This window comes from Entomobacter blattae (assembly GCF_014672835.1).
Classification (GTDB): Bacteria; Pseudomonadota; Alphaproteobacteria; order Acetobacterales; family Acetobacteraceae; genus Entomobacter; species Entomobacter blattae.
The window spans coordinates 2,527,591-2,545,948 of sequence record NZ_CP060244.1 but is presented as its reverse complement, the minus strand read 5'-3'; the positions used below and the strand labels follow the sequence as shown (position 1 = coordinate 2,545,948).

Sequence of the window (18,358 nt, the reverse complement as noted above, 5' to 3'; positions counted from 1 at the left end):
CATAAAATGTTTCAAGCAGGAACAGGCTTTGTGGTTGAATGGCTGGCCAGGTCGTAAACTCTTTGTCCCTTTTTCCATGTACCAAGAACACGTCCCTCCATGCCGCGGCCATCAAAAGGGGTATTTTGTGCTTTTCCTGGCAAGATACCAGCAGTAACCTGCCAAATTCGGTTAGGGTGAAACAGGCATAAATCTGCATTTTGGCCAGGGCGGAGTGTGCCGGCTTCTATTCCTAATATGCGGGCTGGCCCTACTGTAAGCTTATAAAGCATATCAATCATTGAGATATACCCAGAGTGAACTTGCCCAAGGCTTACAGCTAAAAGGGTTGCTAGGCCTGTACCACCTGCTGCTGCCTGGGCAAAGGGTAGTCTTTTATCATCTGCATCGCGGGGGCAATGGTCTGACGCTATGGCATCGATAACCCCCTGAGCTAACCCCTCTCTTATGGCAATTCGATCGGCTTCAGCCCTAAGGGGGGGGGAGAGCTTGGCATAAGTACGAAAATCTCCAATCGAGAACTCATTTAAGTCAAAATAAGGAGGGGCGGTATCACAGGTAATATTAAGGCCCTTCTCCTTGGCTTGGCGGATCAGGAGAACACTTTCAGCAGTAGAAATATGCCCGAAATGTAGCCTTCCCCCTGTAAGTTCGGCTAGGCGTATATCACGAGCAACCATAATGGATTCCGCAGCTGCGGGGATGGCAGGAAGGCCCATTCTGGTCGCCAACTCCCCTTCGGTTGCAGCGCCATTGCCAGCCAGAGAGGGATCTTCAGGATGTTGGATAATAACGGCATTAAAAGTACGGGCGTAAGAGAGTACCAGCTTCATAGTACGGGAATTGGCTATGGCTTTTTCACCATCGGTAAACCCTACGGCACCGGCTTGGTGTAATAAGCCCATCTCTGCCAGTTCTTTTCCTTCGCAATGTTGGGTGGCAGCCCCAAAGGGGTGCAAGGTGATCAGCCCTGTTTCTTCACCCCGGTTGCGGAGATGCTGCACAAGGGCGGGGTTATCAATAGGGGGGTTGCTGTTGGGCAGGACAGCTATTGCGGTAACCCCTCCCGCTACAGCCGCTTGGGCCGCTGTGGAAACGGTTTCACGATATTCGTAACCTGGCTCACCAATGCTGACCCGCATATCAACCAGGCCGGGACAGAGGATGGCGCCTTCCCCGTTCATGATTTGGGCATTCTCAGGGCTAGACAGACTGTTGGTGGTGTCAATATCGGTAATAAGGCCGTGTTCTACCAAAAGCCTGCCTTTTTGGTTTAAACCGTTTGCTGGATCAATCAGGTGGACATTTTCAAAAATAAGGGGCTTCATGGTTGTAATCCATTTGGGCGGGAGAGGCGGTCGAGCACAGCCATACGAACAGCAACGCCCATCTCAACCTGTTCTTGAATAACGCTCTGGTCGGGGTCATCGGCGACGCGGCTGTCAATTTCTACGCCACGATTCATAGGGCCTGGGTGCATAACCAAGGCTTGGGTATGGGCTAGGGCTAGGCGTTCGGGGGTAAGGCCAAAGAACTGGAAATATTCCCGTGCGCTTGGAATAAGGGCAGACTGCATACGTTCCTTTTGCAGGCGCAGCATCATAACCACATCAACGTCTTTTAGCCCCTCTTCCATGGAATAATAGGGTTTGACCCCAAGCGATGTGATAGAACCAGGGACCAAGGTGCGGGGGCCTATTACCCGGACTTTGCTGCCCATGGCGGTAAGAAGGTGAATATTAGAACGGGCAACCCGGCTATGGGTAATATCCCCACAGATAGCGATCGTCAGGTTATCCAACCTGCCATAATGCCTACGGATCGTCATGGCATCCAATAATGCCTGTGTGGGGTGTTCGTGAGTGCCATCGCCTGCGTTGATAACGCTTGCTTCCACTTTTTGGGCCAGAAGGGCAGGAGCACCCGAATCCGCATGGCGTACGACGAGCAAATCGGTTCTCATCGCGTTAAGGGTGGCTGCGGTATCGAGAAGGGTCTCACCTTTATTGACGGAAGATGTAGAAACCGACATGTTGACAATATCCGCACCGAGGCGTTTGCCGGCAATTTCAAAAGAGGTGCGGGTGCGGGTGCTATTTTCAAAAAACAGGTTAATAACCGTCTGCCCTCGCAGAAGGTCCCTAGGGGTTTTGTGGGTACGGTTAGATAAGGCATAGCTCTCTGCCAGGTCGAGGAGAGAATGAACAACGCTGGGATGTAACCCTTGTACTCCTAGCAGGTGCCTATGATCATAAGAAAAAAGCACACCTCCGCGGTAAAGGGCAGAGGGTGCTTTGCTTTTGGACAAAGACGATTCAGAATGAGGATCATGAGGGGATAAGCCATTCATGGGGTTTTTGCCTTATGGGTTACCGCATGGATACGGGCCAGAACTTCCTCCCTTCCGAGGGCAACAAGGGTATCATCAATACCGGGAGAGGAGGTACTGCCTGTGACCGCCGCTCTGAGGGGTTGAGCAATCTTGCCAAGCTTGAGCGTATGCTGCTCTGCAAAGGCTCGTAGGCATTGGTCTATGTCTTCCCGTTCAAAACGGGTTAAGGCGTTAAGCGCCTGGGCTAACTGCTGTAAAAGGGTAATATTTTCTTCGGTTAGCAGCTTTTCGGCTTTGGGATCAAAGGGTAATGGAGTTTTCTGGCCTAGAAACGCGGCGTTATCGGCCAGTTCAATCAAGGTTTTGGCCCGTTCTTTCAAACCGGGCATAAGGGTTAGAATACGCTGGGTAAGCAATGGGGGAGGAACGGTAATGTCTTTACGCAGCGTAAGGCGTTTTAGGGTTTCTTCGGTTAGGCGTGTATTATCGGCCTGACGCATCCAAACTCCGTTCAGATGGGTCAGTTTAGTGTAATCCATTCGCGAGGGGGAACGCCCGACACCGTCCAGATCGAAGAGGGCAATTTGTTCCTCCCGATTAAGAATTTCCGCATCGCCATGCCCCCAGCCCAATCGGAGGAGGTAATTGCAGAGTGCTTCTGGGAGGAAACCCATCTCACGGAACTCCACGACAGATTGAGCGCCATGACGTTTTGAAAGTTTGGCTCCATCAGGGCCATGAATAAGGGGAAGATGGGCAAAAGCTGGTGGTGCCCAGCCCATAGCACGGTAGATAACCAGCTGGCGAAAAGTGTTGGTCAGGTGATCATCCCCACGAATAACATGGGTAATGCCCATATCATGATCATCACAGACCACAGCATGAAGGTAGGTAGGGGTGCCATCGGTACGAAGAATGATCATATCATCCAGTTCGGCATTAGCGACTTGAACTTCCCCCTGAACCAGATCCTGGATCATCGTCTCCCCCTCCTGGGGGGCTTTGATACGGACAACATAAGGAGCACCTGCTGGAGCCTCTGAGGGGTCGCGGTTGCGCCAGTATCCATTATAACGGGGAGGCTTCCCTTCAGCCATAGCCTGTTCGCGCATGGTTTGCAGCTCTTGTGGAGTACAGAAACATTTATAGGCCAACCCGTTTTCAAGCAGATATTGCGCAACTTCCGTATGGCGCGGCTGGTTTTGAGATTGATAAACCGGTGGAGAATCCGGCGTTAGGCCCATCCACTTCAGCCCATCCAGGATAACATCGATGGCGTGCTGGGTAGAGCGCTCCTTATCTGTATCTTCAATTCGGAGCAGAAATTCTCCCCCATGATGGCGGGCATAAAGAAAATTAAACAGGGCCGCACGGGCATTACCAATGTGGAGAAGGCCTGTTGGACTGGGTGCAAAGCGTGTTCGTATGGTCATGGAATCTTTTATTATCATAATTGAGGATAATGAATAAGGTGTTTTTTATTTTCTAATGATTATTTTTTACTGCGGGATTTGTACAAACGGGATTTGCACAATGGGAAATGATCGCGTGCAGAAAAATTGGTGCGTAAAAGGTTAGAGTGCTGAATTGTGCAGGAAACGTCCTGACTACGTTGGATAATATGGTTGGGAGGGATTATCAAGCTGTAAGGGGGTACAAAACTGCCCATAAGCCCAACCCCCAATACATAAAAGTCTGAGGGGCTAACGGCAGATCACATTAAAATTATGGTAAACCATAAAAGCCTCTCCCCTCCCGTCCCATCTGGCATGAGTACAGCGCCTGTACCGTTGGCCATTCGAAGAGAGGTTTGTAGGGTCAAAAAAATATTTTTTGAATAGCCTGGTGATTTGGGGTATTTTTTATGGTCAATGGTCTTGTTCTGTATTGTCAATAAAAAATGAATTCCTGTAAGCTTGTCTCCTTAAAAGCCTATTCTAGGGCGTAGATATTCTTACGGGGCATTTTGGTGTCCATCAGATGAAAAACGAGATCAAAAAGAATAGGGGTCTATTGTTTTTTCAGAGCCTCTCTAGCCCGATTATGGGCAGCAGGGCGGCTGTTTTTGCCATTGTTTTTGCCATAGGATGTATAAGCTATTTTTCCCTTAAGCGGGAGCCTGCCTGGGAAGATATGGGATTAGCCGGATTAAGCATAGGGATAATCTGGGCGATTGGGCATTTTTTCTCATTTTTTACAGTGCAGAAAGCCACGGCTGTCTTGCTTGTTGGGTATTGCGGGTTTGCAAATGCTTTTTTTCACACCCACTGGCAAAACCCGGTTACAGCACTTCCATGGTATGGAACCCTTATGGAAGGGCGGATTATTAAGATTGACTCTCGTACCAGTGTAGACTCTCGTGCCAGAGTAAAAGACGAAGCCATAAAACACTATGTTACTTTATCGAACGTGAAGTATCTTTCTGGTGTTGAACAAGATACAAACCCCTTAATGCGCGATGTAAGGGTTCGTTTACGTTATAATGATCCAAAACATTATCAGGTTGGCCAGAAGATAGAGCTTCGCGCCATGCTGCGCTCTATTTCTTCTCCCTCATTCTCTCATGATTATGATCAGCAGTTTAGGGCATGGTTTGAAAATATCAATGGGGCGGGGTATGCCTTAAGCGTGGGAAAAGTGGTGGAAGATGGGGAAGGGAATAACTTTCGATTAAAATTTTATACTATTTTGGGCCAAGTTCAGCAGAGAATCCAGCAAACGCGCCAAAATATTGCCAATGTGATTATGAGCCAAACAGGATGCCAGGATTGTAAAGCCATAGAAGCTATTTTACTGGCCGGGGAAACAGGCTTGCTTGCAGAGTCCGTACGCCAGGAGTTTGCAGCTTCAGGTCTTTCGCACTTATTGGCAGTAGCAGGGTTGCATCTTGCCAGTGTTATGGGGGTGTGCGTGTTTGTTTTGCGGAAAGGGTTAGCGTGCTGGCCCTATGCGGCCCTTCACTGGCCTATTAAGAAAATTGCCTTGATCACAGGGTTTTTGCTGGGGGGAGGATATGCCGTTTTAACAGGGCTTCATGTGCCTGTTCTTCGGAGTTATTTTATGCTGGCATGGATTATTTTGGCATTGCTGGTTGAAAGGCCAGTCCTTTCCCTGTTGCGTTTTGGGTGGGCCATTGGCTTGCTTTTGATCGTGTGGCCAGAGTTGGTACGAGACGTTTCTTTTCAGATGTCTTTTACAGCGGTTTTGGGGTTAATTTGCGGCTATCAGATTATTCATCATTATGAGCAAAATCGTTACCAGCACACTCCTTTATGGAAAAGGAGTTGGCTTGCCGCAGAAGGCCGAAACCTGTTTTTTGCTAGCTTCTTTGCGGGTATGGCGACTTTGCCAGTGATTGCGGCCCATTTTGGAACATTTCAGCCTTATTTTATTATCGCTAATCTCATTGCTGTTCCGATAACCAGTCTTTGGGTTTTGCCATGGGGGATTTTATCACTCTTTCTGATGGTTTTTGGTAAGGCTTCTTGGGCTTTGGCCATGATGGGGATAGGAATAAAAGCCATTATACTTCTTGCTCATATGGTCGCACGCCTCCCGGGCAGTGTTTTTCATATTCCCCTTATGCCTGAGGCGGTGCTGTGGTGTGCGATAGGGGGAGTAACGTTATGCTGTTTGGGCACCAGAAGACTTCGTTTGGTTGGGGGGATAGTTTTAGCGGGGGTTATTGGGGTTATGGCGTTTCAATTACCCCCGAACTTGCTGGTGTCGCCAGATGGGCGTTTGGTAGGCCTGATAGACCATAAAGGACTTTTTATCATTCTTGGGCATGATCCTTATATAGAAAAAAGATGGATGACAGGGTTTGCACTCAATTCAGTTCAGCACTTCTCTTCCGAGGAAGGTGGCGATACGGCAACCCGAAATCAGGCTTTCTTCCCCGTGGGTAATGCCGTAGGTGATAAGGGGCAACCTTGGCCAGAGTATTTGCATTGTCAGTCAGGTGGGATTTGTCGTATTTTCTTGGATCATTTTGGGATGCAGGGAAGAGAAATATTGCTTTATTATGAAAAGAAAAAACGAGAGGATCCGCGCCCTCCTGCTCTCTTAAATATGGAAAAGGCCAATATGAAAAAGGCTTGCCAGAAAGCTGCTTTGGTTCTCACATTGGTAGCTTATAGAGAGCCTTGTTCTGCATTTGTAGGACAAGAGATCAATACAATCAGTATACGAAAGAGTGGTGCCCTTAATATTTGGTTTAAAAGCGCGTCTCTTCGCCTCATCAGCGATCAGCAAGTCAGAGGTATGCGGCCCTGGGTCAGGGAACCGGGGCAAAGAGGGTTACCAAATCTTCCCCTCGCAGCATCGGAATAGGGAGCTTGTATATCGTTTCGTGGTTTATCGCCTCGTGGTTTGCCAATACATATTCACCCGTTTTGCCTCATCGCGTTCTCGATCTTAAAAAGTTCGATCAGGCACTTTCTGTCCTAACCTCTTTGGGAACAACTCTCTTAAGATCTGAATATCTGATTGGGAACAAGCCTTCTTTCCAGTTTGGGAAAATTGGTTATCTCATTCCATTAGGCTTCTTAAGAGAGCAGCATTTTTCCAATGCCGCCAATGTGGGGGAATGGTTTTAGTGTTGGAGTTTTTCTCTGATCTTGCCAACATTTTCAGGATACGAATGGGCCTGTCCCCAGATTAACCCCTCAGAGCTTAACCTTCTTCCGTGTCTGATGAAAGGCTTGAAAATGGTAAAACTTTTCATCAGTTTATGAAGTTCGCAATAGCCAGTAATACTATGGTAAAAAGAACTTGCGGGAATTTTATCCCCAACAGAATTATGGTGTTCATCAAGCTGGTCAGCCCACATTCCAGCAGGGCAATATTGCGGATGAAAATACCGAAAGAGTAAGGCCTTCACTCACTGAATAATATGATACTGAACTTTATCTCAAAGGATTAAAAAATGCACTGTAACGGAGAGGAAAAACGTTAGGAAGGTAGGGTGGTTTTATCTGTATATTGGCACCATTCTGCAACAGGGCAGGCATAGCACAATGGTTTGCGCGCCTTACAGGTGTAACGTCCTAGTAAGATTAGGGTAAAATGGGCCATTTTTAAAAATGGTTTAGGAATTCGTTTAAGAAGCTGTTGTTCTACCGCAAGGGGGGTAGTTCCTGGCCCTAGGCCAGTTCTATTCCCAACCCGAAAAATGTGGGTATCCACAGCAAGGGTTGGTTCTCCAAAGGCAATGTTGAGGACAACATTGGCAGTTTTTCGGCCAACACCGGGTAAGGCTTCCAGTGCTTGGCGGGTAGAAGGGACTTCGCCCTTATAATTCATCACAAGTTGTTTGCACAGCTCGTAAACGTTATGGGCTTTGCTTCGCCAAAGGCCAATGCTGCGGATATAGTCGGAAATTTTTTCCTCTCCCAGGGCCACCATGGCATCAGGGGTTGGAGCAGCTTTGAAAAGGGCTGGTGTGGCCTTGTTGACAGAAACATCCGTAGCCTGTGCAGAAAGAACAACAGCGACGAGCAAGGTAAAAGGGTTTTTATATTCCAGCTCACTGCGCGCAGAAGGATAGGTTCTTTCGAGTGTCTGCATAAACTGGAAGACCTGATTTTTCGTCATCAAACGTGCAGGTTTGGGAGGAGGTTTTGGAAGTGTTGGCATAAACTATGAAAAGGGTCTTATAAAAGGATTATGGGCCAAGAAGAGGGCCTAGTTTTTTCCCCCCAAGAATATGGATGTGGAGATGGGGAATTTCCTGGCCACCATTTTCCCCTATATTGCTAGCCATTCTCCACCCCTCATCAGCCAAGCCGGCATTACGAGCGACAAGGCCTACGGCTTTAAAAAAACCAGCGATCTCTTCCATAGAGGCATTAGCGGTAAAATCATTCATCGATATGTAGGCCCCTTTGGGAATAACAAGAATATGGATAGGGGCCTGTGGGTAAAGATCATGAAAGGCGTAAGCATATTCATCTTCGTAAAGAGGAGTGCTGGGGATTTCTTTACGAAGGATTTTTGCAAAAATATTGTTCTGGTCATAACGATCGCTCATACCAAAGCCTTTCGCTGAAAATTTAAAAATTCAGCTTCAGATTAAAAGAAAATAAACATAAAGCAATGGGAGTGACCGTAAATATCTTTCTATGGGTAACAAGTGTAAGGTAACAAGCGTATTTTGGACTTTAACAGTCGTCATAACAGAAAATAAGTTGTGGAAAGGGGGGTATGTTTTTTTGATCCTGCAAAAGATGAAGGAGAGGTGGAGCGAGTAGGCGTTAAAATATTTCCATCGAACTTACGGAGTATAAAAGAATATGATTTTTATTCTTGCTTAGTCGTAAGGGGGACAACAAGATTTTCTGCAGGCCGGGAGGCTTTTTCCTCAATGCCACTAATGCCTTTCCTACGGGCCAGTTCTGCCCAGACTTCAGAGGGATGAAGGCCTGCATCCACCCATACAACAATAAGATGATACAAAACATCAGCACTTTCGGAAATGAGCTCTTTTGTATTTCCTGAAGCGGCCTCGATCAGACATTCTACGGCTTCTTCACCAAATTTTTGGGCTACCTTATTTCGGCCTTTTGCTAGAAGACGAGCCGAATGGCTTATGGCTGGGTCTGCTGTTCGGCGAGAGGTCACAACATCAAAAAGCGTATCAAGGATATCAGCGCTAACAGTGCCTGCTTTGGGCAATATTATTTTGTTGGGTCTCTTTTTGGGGTTGTTTTTTTTGGTGGCCTTGGGTGGCAGGGCCGGCTTGGTAGAGGTTTTTTTTGTGCTCACTTTTTTACTGGAAGCCGTGTGTGGTTTTGCTATGGGAGCGGCCTCAACAAGAGAAGGTTTTTTATTTTTCTCTTCTTTTTTTCTCTGTGTTTTAGCAACAGAAAGTATGTTTTTTGACGCCTTTGTCATGTCACATCCCTGCCTTTCATTTATATAGCCACGGCACTCTGTTAGTTTCTGTCATGGCCTTGTCAGTCTGTCAGTCGCACAGGTTGGCCTGCTTCGGCAAGTGCTTTTTTAACCTCTAAGATCCTGAATTGCCCAAAATGAAAAACACTGGCAGCTAATAATCCCGTAGCACCAGCTTGAGCACCTTCCACAAAATGTTCTAACTTGCCTACGCCTCCAGAGGCCACAATGGGAAGGTTGGTTGCCTGACAGGCTGATTTAAGCAAGGCCAGGTCAAAGCCTTCACCTGTACCATCTCGATCCATGCTGGTAAGAAGAATTTCTCCTGCACCGCGTTCTTCAGCCTCTTTGCACCATTTTATAGCATCAATACCCGTAGGGTTGCGCCCCCCATGGGTATAAACCTCCCAACCACCATGGCTATTCCTGCGGGCGTCTATGGCGACAGTAATACACTGGCTGCCAAATTTCTCAGCAGATTCATTAATCAGATCAGGATTATGAAGGGCTGCTGAATTCATGGCACATTTATCGGCACCAGCGAGAAGGAGCTTGCGAATATCTTCAGTTTTTCTTATTCCACCTCCGACGGTTAGGGGCAGAAAAATACGGCTAGCTGTTCGAGAAACAACATCGAGAATAGTATCACGGTTTTCATGGCTTGCGGTAATATCTAGGAAGGTGAGCTCATCAGCACCCGCCTCATCATAGAGTGTGGCCTGTTCAACAGGATCTCCCGCATCTCTAAGGGAGACAAAATTCACCCCTTTAACTACACGACCATCCTTAACATCTAGGCAAGGGATTACACGAAGCTTCAGCATTATTTTAAGGCTTCCAGAGCTTGGGTGGGTGCTATACGTCCATCATAGAGGGCACGCCCAATAATAACCCCTTCTATACCAGGGGCTGCTTCAGTAGCTTGGCGTAGGGCCTTGAGATCCTCAAGAGTGCCAATTCCTCCACTGGCAATAACCGGAATGGAAAGGCTGTTAGCCAGAGCAATGGTTTGTTCTAGGTCTAACCCTGTTAGCATACCGTCGCGGCTGATTTCGGTAAAAATAATAGCAGCAGCCCCAGCATCCTGCATGAGAAGGGCCAGCTCGCTGGCATGCATATTGGAGGATTGAGCCCATCCTTCCGTGAGTACTTGGCCGTAACGGGCATCTATGCCTGCTATGATACGCCCAGGATAGGTTTGGCAGGCTTCTTTGACCAGATCAGGGTTTTTAACGGCCGCACTCCCGAGAATAATTCGTTGAACGCCTGCATTAATCCAATGATGGATAGCTTTCATATCACGAATACCACCACCGAGTTGAACAGGCAGAGTTGTGGCTTTTAGGATGGAGAGAATAGCATCTGTATTTTGGGAGTGGCCAGCAAAAGCTCCATCCAGATCAACGATATGGAGGTGTTCAAAGCCTGATTTCTCCCATGACAGAGCTTGTTCTGCTGGATTATCAGAATAGATGGTTGCCTGTTCCATTTCTCCTTGCCGGAGTCTTACACAGTGCCCTTCTTTAAGGTCTATGGCGGGGTAAATTGTTAAGGCGGATCGGGTCATGGAGTGTTTCGCTGTTGAAGTAAAAAAGGGTTTTTGCGGTGTGGGAGCATTATTTTGATGCGGTGTGGCAGGGGGTGTTGGTATTTTGCTGGTGTCGACGCAAAATGAGAGGCTTTTTGTAGGGGTGAGTGATGGTAAGGCCGCTGGAGGAAAAGAACCCGAAGGGGCTTTGGGGTTCAAATCGGCTGCTTTTCCTTTTGGGGTAGAAATTTCCAAACTCGTTTCAGCCAAATCCGTTTTAGAAGGATCCTTATCGTCTTTCAATGATTTCGTAAAAAGAAGACCAGAGACGAGGCCTTTCTGGGTTCTGGCAAAATATGGGTTGGTGCCCCAATGTTCAAACCCTAGTTCACCCAGAGTTGTTATAAGGCGTGTTAGATCCTGTCGGACTTCAATATGTAAAAATTGATAGCCTTGGGCATAGGCGGCTTGGGTTGCAGCGTTAAGGAGTGTTTTTGTAAGGCTTAGGCCTTGCGTATAAGGGGCTAGGAAAAACCCTTGAAGGCTACAGCTCATGGCCTGTTCTTCATTACTGCGAGCAGGTCGGATCAGTTGGATGGAGCCCACAATGACTGAATTCAGCCGAATAACGTACACGCTTCGTCCAGGCACAAGTAAGGCCCCTTGAAAGTAACATTGCAGCATTTTCCGAGAGGGGACCTTAAGCCAACCTGTGCTATTATTCCCCAAAATAGCAGCATCTAAGGCTTCGCATAGGGCCTGGAGATCATCTTCTGAAATTTCTTGGAGCTTCTCAGCGACAATGTGGTTTTTATGATCGTTTTGAACAGAGGAATGATCAGACTGGTTTTTATGCTTTTTCTTTTCGTGCAAGGCGGAGGTATAGGCCGTTGCTGTATTTTTAGAGCAAGACAGGGTAGGGGGAGAGGATTTGGGCTGAAAGTTTTTCATGAAAAGAAGCTCATCATTCAAACGGGATCGCTTGACGACCAACGTAGGAAGTTTCCAAGAATATGTAAGCCTGTTTTCTGGCTTTTTTCAACATGGAACTGGGTACCAGCCCTATTACCTTTTGCGACAATAGCAGGCAGGGCTCCGCCATAGTCAGTTGTGGCTACAATATCTTCAGAAGCGTAGTCCGATAAAGCATAAGAGTGAACAAAATATCCGTGTACCCCTTGGTGAAGGCCCTGTAGAAGAGGGTGAGAAGGGGTGGAAAAAGTCAATTCGTTCCAGCCCATCTGAGGTAACCTTTGGCCAGGAGGTGACATTTTGGTAATCTTGCCTTTTATCCACCCCAAGCCAGGGGTTCGGTCATTTTCAAAACCTTCTTCGGCCATAAGCTGCATGCCAACGCAAATACCTAGGAAAGGTGTTCCAGTTTTAGTGACTTCGTTGAGGGTTTCCAGCAGGTGGGGAATATTTTGCAGGCCTTGAGCACAATCCCTAAAGGCCCCTTGTCCTGGAAGAACAATACGATCAGCCTGTTTAAGTGCTTCCACTGTATTGGAAATTTCAACTCGAGCAGGAATATGGCTCAGCTGGGCGGCATGCTCAAGGGCTTGGGCTGCAGAGGCTAGGTTACCGCCATTATAGTCAATGACCACAACGGAAAGACTCTTCATGAGGAAAACCCATCGGAGGCAGAAGGTGATGTTTGTTGCAAATAGGTGCGGTGGTCAAGAAACCGCAACAAGGCCTCTTGTTTTTTACGCCCTAAAATAAGGCTCTCTGGTCTATAGCTTTTAAGTCTGAGCTCCCATTTTAGAATTTCCGGTGTGAAGGTTGCCAACGTAAAATGAAAAGCGAGTGCGCCCAGCCACTCATAGGTGGCACCGAAATGCTGGATAAAAGTATGGATAAGAAGCGTTGCGGCTGCAACAAGGGTGCCTGCAATATAGCTTTTCTTTACGATAAGACCCAGCCATCCAAAAAATAAAACCAACCAGGAAAATCCTTCTTTAACCACAATGGGTGGGTGCTCTTCATCCAAAATGGGTGGGTTGTCTAAAGAAGGCCGATAGGGGAGATAGACTTGGAAAATTTTCATTTTTATAATACTCCCTTTGTAGAAGGGATCGAGTTGATGGAACGGCTATCGACTTCACAGGCTTTGCGCAAGGCCCGGGCAGTCGCTTTAAAAATGGTTTCTGCAATATGGTGGCTGTTACGGCCCGCTTTATTGGTGACGTGGAGGTTGATAAGGGCACTCATGGTAAAACCGCGGAAAAATTCTTCAAAGAGCTCTGTATCCATAAGACCAATTTTTTCAGAGGGAAAAGCGGCGTTCCAAGCCAGGTAAGGCCTGCCGGAAAGATCGACAACCACTTCGCTTAAAGCTTCATCAAGGGGAACAAGGGCTGAGCCAAAACGATAAATTCCTTTTTTATCGGCCATGGCGCGAGCAAAAGCCTGCCCTAAGGTAATGCCAACATCTTCCGTTGTATGGTGATAATCGATATGAAGGTCGCCTTTGGCCAGGATTGTCAGGTCAAAAAGGCTGTGTTTGGCTAGAGCCGTGAGCATATGGTCAAAAAAACCAATACCCGTTTCTATATTAGCTGTGCCTATCCCATCTATAACGAGGGCAATGGTTATGTCTGTCTCTCCTGTGATGCGGTGGACATGAGCTGTTCGTTGGGGGACTGTCATAGAAGAGAGGCTCCATTATACCAGGCAGGGCAGATCACTTTGCCGTAAAGCTATTGTGAACCTTATATAGTAAGTATCTAAGCTTTATTGCACAAAATTAAAAAATTTGTAAAGAAAACGATGGCGTTAACGAAGGAGTTTTTGCTTCCGTCTGTAGCTCTTTTATCTTGAAAGGATTTTTCTTTAATCTCAACAAGGTTATTGCCAACCTTTTGAGGGAGAGCCTTAGGACCTTTTAGGATATCAACAATTTTTCGGGCAAAAATCAACAAGTAAGACCTTAAGATATAGGTAAGGTCTTGAGATAGATACAGGTAAGACCATGAGATAAAAGAGGGCGTCATCTTTCTCTACTTCTTCTAGGAGAATGTAGAGGGAATAAATACAAAAGGGGCGAAATGTTAGAACGCATTTGGGAACATATGAAGGAGTGGTGAGTTGTTTGTGCAGGAAATATTTCGCAGTATGTCTGTTCAAAAATTACATTCAAAAAACGCATAAGGGCAAAAGCGCATAATAATGATAGAAAGTTTCATAAATCCTAATGAAAAAGAATAGAAACAACTCTTTTTGTCAGCCGGACAATAAGAATGCGCTTCACTATATATAGATTGATGAAGGTTGATGATAGGGTAAAGCACCTTTTAATTAGGTGCGTCTTATTTAAAAAATGTATCTTATTAAAGACTATGTAAGCTTTGGTCTATTTTCCAAAGGCGTGAGGCATCTTGTAGGGTAGAGAAAGTATGAAATGGGACTCTCCCTATTGCTTAAAGGTTTTCTTAGAGGTTTGCCTTACAGGGAGAGATTAAAAACCTTCTCTTTCTGCTTCCTTTAGGGGGCGTAAGGGGTAAGCTGGGGGTAATTGGTAACGGTGTCCGTGGTGGATCCTTATGCTCTTCTTGCAGAAATGGAATTTATGCGCGAGAAGGGGCTTTCTGTTCCTTTTTGCTGTATGCGCCAGAAAGGAGCAAGCAGAAAGGAGCAACCAGGAAAGAGCCTGTTGTGTACCCCTTTGTATGGTCAGTGTTTGAAAGAACAAAAGAGGTTGGGCCGACTCACTGAGATTGTAGTTGTGAATTTTATTTCATATGTTTATAGGCACGGATTTTTGAGTTTTTATGGTAAGATTTAGTCTTACCTTAATAATAAAGTGTATAGAGGATAGAATGGACGCATTAGAAATGTTATTGGGGCGGCACTCTGTGGATAGTTTGGTCGATCCGGCACCGCAAGGGGAGCAGTTAATGCGCATATTGCAAACAGCTATGGCTGCGCCAGATCATGGAAAAATGCGCCCGTGGCGTTATGTTCTGATCGAAGGGGATATGCGCAAAGAGTTTGCACGTTTACTTGAAAAAGCCCTTTCTTCTCAGACTCCGCCTGTTCCTGAGGCAAAGATAGAAAAGCGGGTTAAAAAATTTATGTCTACGCCCCTTATCATTGCTTTGGGAATGCGTTTAAAAGAAAATGAAAAGATCCCTGTGATAGAACAGCAAATGGCGGCAGCGGCAGCCTACATGAATGTGCTTAATGCCCTTTATGCTGAGGGGTTTGGGGCTGTATGGATTTCTGGTGATATGGCTTATAATAAGAAAATTCGTAAGAAACTGGGGTTTTCTTCTCCAGATCAACTTGCAGGGTATCTGCTTGTTGGTACGCCAGAAAAACCGTCACGAATGGAGGAAAAAAAACGCCCTGATGTGAAGGGTTTTATTGCCAAATGGGAGGGGGAAGCTCCAGAGTTTGTAGTTGATTGATAAGTTTGGGCTCTGGTGAAGGATTTTTAAGCTGAACCTTCTTCATTCCCATCATAATCCCATCGTAAAAAGTGCTGGCATAAGCTGGCATAAAAAGTGCCGGTAAAAGGGGTGGGGTTTGCCTATGATGTATTTTATAAAACACAATAAAAAGCAAAGCGGGCAGTAAAAATAAGTCCTGCTCAGCGTGTCTGAAGCGTTAAGTGAAATAAATTAGAAGAATAGCGAGTTTTTGAGCTTAAATCTTTAAGCCTTATCGAGGATATTGGAGAAACGAGAATGTCTGAAACACAGATGCCCCCTACTTATACAGATGTTGTGATCGTAGGTGGGGGGCCAGCAGGTTTAGCGATGGCCTTATCCCTGGATGCTATGGGGGTGGCGTCTGTTGTTTTGGAAAGGTCTCCTTGGGAGACATGGGAGAATGCCCCCTTTGATGGGCGTGAAATAGCTCTTACGCATCGTTCTGCACGGTTGTTGCAGACGATGCATGTATGGAATCGTCTCCCTGAAAACTCCGTAGCCGAGTTAAAGGAAGCCCAAGTTGAGAATGCCCGTGGTGGCGAACCTTTGGTTTTTGATACCAATGGAACAGGAGAGGAGGCCCTAGGCTATCTTGTTTCTAACCATCTTATTCGCAGGGCCCTTTTTGCAGAATGTCAAAGCCGTTCCCATATTACTTTAAAGGCTGGAAAGACTGTAGAAGATGTTAAAACCAGCCCCATTAATGCCACGGTTACCGATGCTGATGGCGAAGTTTTGCACGCACGTCTTATCATAGCGGCAGATGGGCGTTTTTCCCAGGTTCGGGAAAAACAGGGCATTGGCGCCATTTTGCACGATTTTCATCGAACGATGATGGTTTTTCGTATGACGCATGAAAAACCACACCATCATATTGCCCTTCAATGGTTTGATCAGGGTCAGACTTTTGCCTTCTTGCCGATGAATGGCAATATGTCTTCCATTGTCTTTACCTTATCGACTGACGAGATGGAGCAGATGCGCCAGATGGAGGATGAAGCCTTTACGCAGGAGGTTATGTGCCGTGTGGGCTACCGCCTGGGGAATATGGAACTGGTGAGTTCCCGTCATGCCTATCCTTTAAAAGGGGTCTATGCTCATAGGTTTTGGGGCAGGCGGTTGGCTCTTATTGGAGATGCTGCCGTAGGTATGCATCCCATTACTGCCCATGGTTTTAACCTGGGTCTCGTAGGCCAGGATATCTTGGCAGAGGAAATTGGCAGTGCTCTCTCAAAAGGGCGTGATATTGGTTCGCTTTCCGTTGTACAGCGGTTTTCTTTACGCCATCGTATGGCGAGTACAGCGTTATTTGCCATTACCAATGGGATTGCTGTTGTCTATGCTCGAGAAGAGCTCCCTTTCAGGCTTGTGCGGAAAATTGGCATTTCGGTTGCAGAGCATATGGGGCCATTGAAAGGAATGGTCACAAAAATGCTTATGGATGAAACAGGTCCCATCCCTGCGGAAATGTAATATCTACCGTAATTTTTGTTCAACAAAGATTTGTTGAACAAGGAACAGGGCGTGGAGGTTTTTATAAAGAAAATTTTTACGAGATGCTTCTGCCTTTTGTTGCTGTTTCAGAATGTTGTCTTGTTTAGACCATAAAGCCGACATAATAGATTCGCATATCAACCTTGTGAGAGGGTCATACTTCCTCTAACAAAGAATTAATTTATTTAGATCCCCCAGTTTAATGGTATGGAGTCTTACATCTGATAAAAGCAGGTCATTCTATTTTTATGAGAGGGCTTCGTATTTTTAAAGAATTTTATTGCCCATGTTGGGCGGAGGTTTGCTTTTATGTCGGCTGGTTTCAACCTGTTTAAGCTGGATAAATCCATAATAAAAGCTTTGTCAGATGTTGGTTATGATAAGCCAACCTCTATTCAAGAGCAAGCCATTCCGATCGTTCTTTCGGGAAAGGATATGCTTGGCCTCGCTCAAACTGGCACGGGTAAAACAGCTGCCTTTTCTCTTCCCATACTTCAAAAAATTCTGGAAGCCAAGGCCTCTGGCCCTCTCTCTACTATAGAGCGGGAGCATAAAAAAAGGCCACTCCTTGCTCTTATTCTGGCCCCTACGCGCGAGCTTGCAGCCCAGATAGGTGATAATATCCGAGAATATGCCCGCTATACCAAATTGCGTAGTGCGGTTGTTTTTGGTGGTGTTAAACAAGGCCGTCAGGTGAGTGAATTAAAAGGTGGGGTAGATATTTTGGTGGCCGCTCCTGGGCGCCTTCTTGACCTTATTCAGCAGGATTTGGTGTCTCTGGCAGATATTCGTTTTTTTGTACTTGATGAAGCTGATCGTATGCTGGATATGGGGTTTATCCATGATATTCGTCGGGTTATAAAGTTACTACCTCCTAAAAAACAAACCCTTTTATTTTCTGCTACGATGCCAGATGGGGTTCGGGCTTTGGCAGAAACTCTTTTGCATTCTCCAAGCTATGTTGAAATTGTACCCTCGCATACAACTGTAAAACAGATTGATCAGTTTGTACTTTTTGTCGATGCTCATAATAAAAAGCAGGCCTTGCTTTCTTTTGTGAATCAACCCGATGTTCAGAGAAGTGTGGTTTTTACGCTTATGAAGCATGAAGCCAACCGCATTACAGAGTTTTTGCAGAAAAACGGGCTGAATGCCATGGCATTGCACGGTAATAAATCACAAAATGCAAGGGAGAAGGCCCTTCAAGGATTTAGGGATGGGGCTGTAAAAGTGCTGGTGGCCACAGATATTGCTGCCCGTGGTATTGATGTAGATGATATTAGCCATGTTTTTAACTATGATATTCCTAACCTGCCTGAAAGCTATGTTCATCGTATTGGCAGAACGGGAAGAGCAGGCCGGGCTGGGGTTGCTATTTCGTTATGTGAAGGGGCCCATCGAGTATGGTGGAATTATATAGAGCGGGTAGTAGATCAACCTATTTCCTCTCTTAGCGAACATAAATTTTATTCGGAAGCGGCAGAGTTTTCTAAACTTCCCCCTCCTTCTCTCACTGGAAAGAAAACCTCCCAAGGTAATTTTCGGGGCCGATCTGCCCCTCCTAGGAAGGATGGCGTAAAACGTAGGCCACAGGGGGGAAATCTGCGTAAACAGGCCAAGTAAATTTTTTAGGGTTTTGCCCTTTCTCTGCAGTTCCACAGCCGCGCAGGCTAG

Annotated in this window: 18 protein-coding genes; 5 read left to right on the top strand and 13 right to left on the bottom strand. The window is 46.3% G+C overall.

Annotation, left to right across the window (positions count from 1 at the left end):
- Positions 1-11: 11 nt before the first annotated feature.
- The 3 genes from JGUZn3_RS11560 to gltX are packed head-to-tail and all read right to left on the bottom strand — an operon-like array spanning position 12 to position 3,765.
- Positions 12-1,328 carry a dihydroorotase gene (locus tag JGUZn3_RS11560; protein ID WP_203413653.1) on the bottom strand — a complete coding sequence of 439 codons (1,317 nt, stop codon included), beginning with the start codon at positions 1,326-1,328 and terminating at the stop codon, positions 12-14.
- Entirely contained in the window at positions 1,325-2,350 is a 1,026-nt protein-coding gene (locus tag JGUZn3_RS11555; RefSeq protein WP_203413652.1) for an aspartate carbamoyltransferase catalytic subunit, read from the bottom strand. The genes JGUZn3_RS11560 and JGUZn3_RS11555 overlap by 4 nt, the downstream gene beginning before the upstream one ends.
- The gene (gltX, locus tag JGUZn3_RS11550; protein ID WP_203413651.1) at positions 2,347-3,765 is read right to left on the bottom strand and encodes a glutamate--tRNA ligase; all 1,419 of its coding nucleotides are present in this window, start codon (positions 3,763-3,765) and stop codon (positions 2,347-2,349) included. The genes JGUZn3_RS11555 and gltX overlap by 4 nt, the downstream gene beginning before the upstream one ends.
- Positions 3,766-4,345: 580 nt before the next feature.
- On the opposite strand from gltX, the gene JGUZn3_RS11545 reads away from it, so the two are divergent.
- Positions 4,346-6,664 (top strand): ComEC/Rec2 family competence protein, encoded by a 2,319-nt coding sequence (locus JGUZn3_RS11545; protein WP_203413650.1) that lies wholly within the window; start codon positions 4,346-4,348, stop codon positions 6,662-6,664.
- A gap of 5 nt (positions 6,665-6,669) precedes the next feature.
- Positions 6,670-6,930 (top strand): hypothetical protein, encoded by a 261-nt coding sequence (locus tag JGUZn3_RS11540; RefSeq protein ID WP_203413649.1) that lies wholly within the window; start codon positions 6,670-6,672, stop codon positions 6,928-6,930.
- On the opposite strand, the gene JGUZn3_RS11535 is transcribed toward JGUZn3_RS11540, so the two are convergent.
- The 10 genes from JGUZn3_RS11535 to JGUZn3_RS11490 form a co-directional block, all read right to left on the bottom strand.
- Complete coding sequence (locus JGUZn3_RS11535) at positions 6,927-7,214, bottom strand: hypothetical protein (protein ID WP_203413648.1); 288 nt, start codon at positions 7,212-7,214, stop codon at positions 6,927-6,929. The genes JGUZn3_RS11540 and JGUZn3_RS11535 overlap by 4 nt on opposite strands.
- A gap of 71 nt (positions 7,215-7,285) precedes the next feature.
- A complete protein-coding gene (gene nth, locus JGUZn3_RS11530) occupies positions 7,286-7,969 on the bottom strand; it encodes an endonuclease III (RefSeq protein ID WP_203413647.1) in 684 nt (227 codons plus the stop codon).
- A gap of 28 nt (positions 7,970-7,997) precedes the next feature.
- Positions 7,998-8,363 carry a histidine triad nucleotide-binding protein gene (locus JGUZn3_RS11525; RefSeq protein WP_203413646.1) on the bottom strand — a complete coding sequence of 122 codons (366 nt, stop codon included), beginning with the start codon at positions 8,361-8,363 and terminating at the stop codon, positions 7,998-8,000.
- A gap of 269 nt (positions 8,364-8,632) precedes the next feature.
- A complete protein-coding gene (locus tag JGUZn3_RS12535) occupies positions 8,633-9,013 on the bottom strand; it encodes a phosphoribosyl-ATP diphosphatase (RefSeq protein WP_238996967.1) in 381 nt (126 codons plus the stop codon).
- A gap of 275 nt (positions 9,014-9,288) precedes the next feature.
- Positions 9,289-10,050: an imidazole glycerol phosphate synthase subunit HisF gene (gene hisF / locus JGUZn3_RS11515; protein WP_203413644.1), complete on the bottom strand. Its 762-nt coding sequence runs from the start codon at positions 10,048-10,050 to the stop codon at positions 9,289-9,291.
- Positions 10,050-11,705, bottom strand: a complete 1,656-nt coding sequence (hisA, locus tag JGUZn3_RS11510) for a 1-(5-phosphoribosyl)-5-[(5-phosphoribosylamino)methylideneamino]imidazole-4-carboxamide isomerase (protein ID WP_238996823.1) — start codon at positions 11,703-11,705, stop codon at positions 10,050-10,052. The genes hisF and hisA overlap by 1 nt, the downstream gene beginning before the upstream one ends.
- 17 nt (positions 11,706-11,722) lie before the next feature.
- Positions 11,723-12,379: an imidazole glycerol phosphate synthase subunit HisH gene (gene hisH, locus JGUZn3_RS11505; RefSeq protein ID WP_203413643.1), complete on the bottom strand. Its 657-nt coding sequence runs from the start codon at positions 12,377-12,379 to the stop codon at positions 11,723-11,725.
- Positions 12,376-12,804 carry a hypothetical protein gene (locus JGUZn3_RS11500; RefSeq protein WP_203413642.1) on the bottom strand — a complete coding sequence of 143 codons (429 nt, stop codon included), beginning with the start codon at positions 12,802-12,804 and terminating at the stop codon, positions 12,376-12,378. The genes hisH and JGUZn3_RS11500 overlap by 4 nt, the downstream gene beginning before the upstream one ends.
- Positions 12,805-12,806: 2 nt before the next feature.
- A complete protein-coding gene (hisB, locus tag JGUZn3_RS11495; protein ID WP_203413641.1) occupies positions 12,807-13,406 on the bottom strand; it encodes an imidazoleglycerol-phosphate dehydratase HisB in 600 nt (199 codons plus the stop codon).
- Between the two features lie 77 nt (positions 13,407-13,483).
- Positions 13,484-13,675, bottom strand: a complete 192-nt coding sequence (locus JGUZn3_RS11490; protein WP_203413640.1) for a hypothetical protein — start codon at positions 13,673-13,675, stop codon at positions 13,484-13,486.
- Between the two features lie 900 nt (positions 13,676-14,575).
- Between JGUZn3_RS11490 and JGUZn3_RS11485 the strand changes: the two genes are divergently transcribed.
- From JGUZn3_RS11485 to JGUZn3_RS11475, 3 genes are all read left to right on the top strand, one after another.
- A complete protein-coding gene (locus JGUZn3_RS11485) occupies positions 14,576-15,166 on the top strand; it encodes a nitroreductase family protein (protein WP_203413639.1) in 591 nt (196 codons plus the stop codon).
- 279 nt (positions 15,167-15,445) lie between these two features.
- A complete protein-coding gene (gene ubiM / locus JGUZn3_RS11480; RefSeq protein WP_238996822.1) occupies positions 15,446-16,663 on the top strand; it encodes a 5-demethoxyubiquinol-8 5-hydroxylase UbiM in 1,218 nt (405 codons plus the stop codon).
- A gap of 330 nt (positions 16,664-16,993) precedes the next feature.
- A complete protein-coding gene (locus JGUZn3_RS11475) occupies positions 16,994-18,307 on the top strand; it encodes a DEAD/DEAH box helicase (RefSeq protein WP_203413638.1) in 1,314 nt (437 codons plus the stop codon).
- The last annotated feature ends 51 nt before the right edge of the window (positions 18,308-18,358 follow it).